Origin of the sequence: Caballeronia sp. (assembly GCF_049581465.1) — a bacterium.
Lineage (GTDB): Bacteria > Pseudomonadota > Gammaproteobacteria > Burkholderiales > Burkholderiaceae > Caballeronia.
Map to the genome: position 1 here is coordinate 1 of NZ_JBAUSA010001239.1, position 3478 is coordinate 3478.

The 3478-nt window shown below is 60.4% G+C and carries 3 protein-coding genes; all 3 read right to left on the reverse strand.

The genetic code is table 11. The features are described 5' to 3' along the window. Positions 1 to 615 (reverse strand): oxidoreductase (locus tag WCA53_RS30245; RefSeq protein ID WP_423920062.1); only part of this gene is annotated, 615 nt, incomplete at its 3' end. A gap of 147 nt (positions 616 to 762) precedes the next feature. Beyond that, positions 763 to 1593, reverse strand: coding sequence for an isocitrate lyase/PEP mutase family protein (locus WCA53_RS30250; RefSeq protein WP_423920052.1), 831 nt, complete (start codon positions 1591 to 1593; stop codon positions 763 to 765). 733 nt (positions 1594 to 2326) lie between these two features. Next, positions 2327 to 3478: aldehyde dehydrogenase family protein (locus WCA53_RS30255; protein WP_423920057.1), on the reverse strand; the 1152-nt coding region annotated here is incomplete at its 5' end.

Genomic DNA, 3478 nt, shown 5'->3' on the forward strand with positions numbered 1-3478 from the left:
CGCGTATGCATCGATTGACTGGCGGGTCTGTTTCAGTGACCGCCCCGCCCAGTCCGTTCGAAAGGGTCCCGGTTCCACCGTCGTAACCTTGATGCCCAACTCGGCAGTCTCACGTGCGAGCGCTTCACCCAGACCTTCCAGAGCGAACTTGGTGGCGGCGTAATAGCCGCTGCCCGGATTGCCGACCAGCCCGCCGACCGACGTGATATTGACGATATGGCCCGCGCCCTGCTCCCGCATCACCGGCAACACGGCCTTGATCGCGCTGACCGCGCCAAAGAAATTGACTTCGAACATGGCGCGTACTTCGTTATCCTCGCCTTCTTCGACGGCCGACAGGTAGCCGTACCCGGCATTGTTGACTAGCACGTCGATGCGGCCAAACGCCGACTTCACTTGTGCGACCGCTGCGGCCACCGCATCGGGAGAAGTCACATCGAGTTTGAGCGGCAGCGCGCGATCGGGATAGGTGCTCGCCAGATCAGCAACGGTGTCCGGGTCGCGGGCGGTCACGACGGCGCGCCAGCCGCGCGCGAGCACGGCCTGTGCGATTTCGCGGCCGAATCCGGTCGAGCAGCCGGTAATGAACCAGACGGGAGAAGCGGAAGAGGCAATCGACATGGTGGTCCCCGGTCAGTGCTGACGTGATGCGCGACGACGCAATGCACGGCGCGAATCCGTCAATGGAAGAGAAACGTCAAGCGTATCGCAATACCGGGAAATGCGTGAGCCGGCGGCCTAAGGATTCTCGGTGACCGGGGCTCACGTCGACGATGGGACGCTGAAAAACCCATTGAGTTGCTGCCCCGACGCGGCCGTTGCGAAACCATCGAAACGACCTTCAGCGAGCGACTCGGCGGCACGCATGAATCCACCCCACGCCGAGCGCGCAAGTGCACCTCCCACGCTGATACGTCTCACGCCGAGCTCAGCGATCTCCTGCACGGTGAGCTCACTGGCGGATCCGACCAACAGGTTCACCGGCTTCGGCGCGACGGCAGCGACCACCGCTGCGATCTGCGCGCGCGTGCTGATGCCGGGGGCGTACAGGCAGTCCGCACCGGCTTGCGCATAGGCCTTGAGCCTGGCGATGGTGTCGTCGAGATCAGGTCGTCCAACGAAAAAATTTTCCGCGCGAGCGACCAGCAGCGTGTCGCCGCCGGCCGAATCAATGGCGCGCCGTGCCGCCTGAAGCCGGGCGACCGCTACGTCGATGCTATAGAGGGGATTACCGGCGTCACCGGTGGAATCCTCAATGGACAGTCCCGCCACGCCGGTTTCGACCGCCAGTCGCACGCTTTGCGCAACGCCCTCTGCATCGGTTGCGTAGCCGCTTTCGAAATCGGCATTGATGGGCACGTCGGTCGCCGCGACGATCCCCCGAAGATGGGCCAGGATCATGTCCCTCGAGACGGTGTTGTCAGCATGGGCCAGCGACCAGGCAAAACCGGAGCTGGTCGTGGCCAAGGCCTTGAACCCCAATCCCTGCAGATAGCGGGCGCTGCCCACATCCCAGGGATTGGGAATCACAAAGCAACCTTGTTCATGAAGAGTACGGAAGATGGCGCGTTTTTCGGCGATCGAGCGGCTCATTGAAGTCTCAATTTTGCGGGTTGCGTCGCGTGAGCGGATTGAGTGTTACGGAGGCGACATGATGAGGATAGCTTAGGTAACTAACGAGAAGAACTGTGAGCCTGCAGATCGCTTGATTTTGCCAGTGTGTTTCATCCGCCCTTTGGCGATCACACGCATGATGAAATTCGAATGGCGCCATGCGCTTCACGTGCGCCCAGCGCCAGCCAAACGCTGGTCCTAGTTATAGCCGAGGATTGCGACGGTCTCCACATCAGACCGGTCCGCAATATTGCATGCCAGCACTGACATTGGGATTCGAAGCATTGCGCCATATGACGAGTCCTTCGTTGCAGCATTGCTCCCCGCATTTATCTTGCTGCGGTTGGCTGCGAGTGACGAAACGGTGTTCTTGAGCTGATTAAGCGAATTCATGTTGCACACTCTTGGGTAGTTGTCGGTACGAGCAACGACTTGTTCGACGAAGACATGCTCGCGGCTGCGCATCCCTCGACCCGATATCGAGCGATCGCAGTTCGTACCACCCAGTAAGCGCCAACCGGCGTCATAGTGACATCCGTAATGCTACTAGTTCAGGCAAATTCGACCGGTCCAACGGGCGCACGGCGCACCAACCGTATGTTTATAGCAACGGTATCGAACACCGATGGTGTCGTGTTCGAAGCACTGAGCCGATGGATTTCATAATTCCAAATTCTGATCACCGGCGTTTTCGCATCATTGACGGCTTGAATCAAGTCTTGGACAGCTCGCCGTCGGTGAGACGCCAGAGGCCGCGAGGATTCTCATGCTGTAAGGCTTCCGGCAGCAGTTCGTCCGGAAAGCCTTGATAGCACACAGGCCGCAGGAAGCGCTCAATCGCACTCATGCCTACCGAAGTGAAACGGCTATCCGACGTTGCGGGAAACGGACCGCCGTGAATCGATGCGTATGACACCTCTTGCGGATGCGCAAACGCATTGATGACGATGCGCCCCGTTCGGCGTTCGAGAATGGGCAGCAGGCGGGCAGCGAGCGCGTGATCGGCCGGATCGATCTGCATGGTTGCCGAGAGTTGGCCGCGAAACCGCCTCGCGATGGCAATCAGTTGCTCCACGTCCTTCACCCGCACCAGTAGTGCAGCAGGGCCGAAAACTTCTTCCGACAACGACGGATTTTCGAGCATGCGTGCGCCGTCGGCCTCGAAGAGAACCGATTGACCGTCCCACGCACCTTGCGGTTCACCGCCCGCTGCAATTTGCTCTGCGCCCGCGTTGCCCTGACGCTCCAGGTTCTTGCGATACGCGGCGTTGATGCCGGGCGTGAGCATCGTGCGCGCTTGCATCGCTTCGACGCGGTGGATCATCGCGCTCTTCATTTCGAGGTAGCCCGGCCCGTCGACGGCCAGCAGAATCGCGGGTTTCAGGCAAGCCTGCCCGACAGTAACCAGCATGCGTTCGGTAAAGCCGTCGCCGATAGCGCCACCCCGTGCAGCGAGCGCAGCCGGCAGCACGAAAGTCGGATTGACGCTCGTCATTTCGGTGAAGACCGGTATCGGATCGGCCCGTTGCTGCGCGCGTCGAAACAAAGCCATTCCGCCACCTTCCGAACCCGTGAAGGTCACGCCTTTGATGAGCGGATGATCGACCAACGCTTCACCAATCTCATTGCCGTCACCACGGACCAGGGAAAACACGCCTTCATGCAGGCCCGAATCTTTCACGGCTTGCTGGATCACCCGCCCCATCAGTTCTGACGCGCCGGGATGCCCGTTGTGCGCTTTCAAAATGACAGGGCAGCCGGCGGCCAGCGCCGACGCGGTGTCCCCGCCCGCAACCGAATACGAAATCGGAAAATTGCTTGCGCCAAAGATCGCGATCGGACCTAGCGCGATTTTCTGCATCCG

What these genes read in the sequence shown, in the direction of transcription:
- WCA53_RS30250 (WP_423920052.1), bottom strand. Translation starts at nt 1,593, where the DNA reads ATGAGCCGCTCGATCGCCGAAAAACGCGCCATCTTCCGTACTCTTCAT.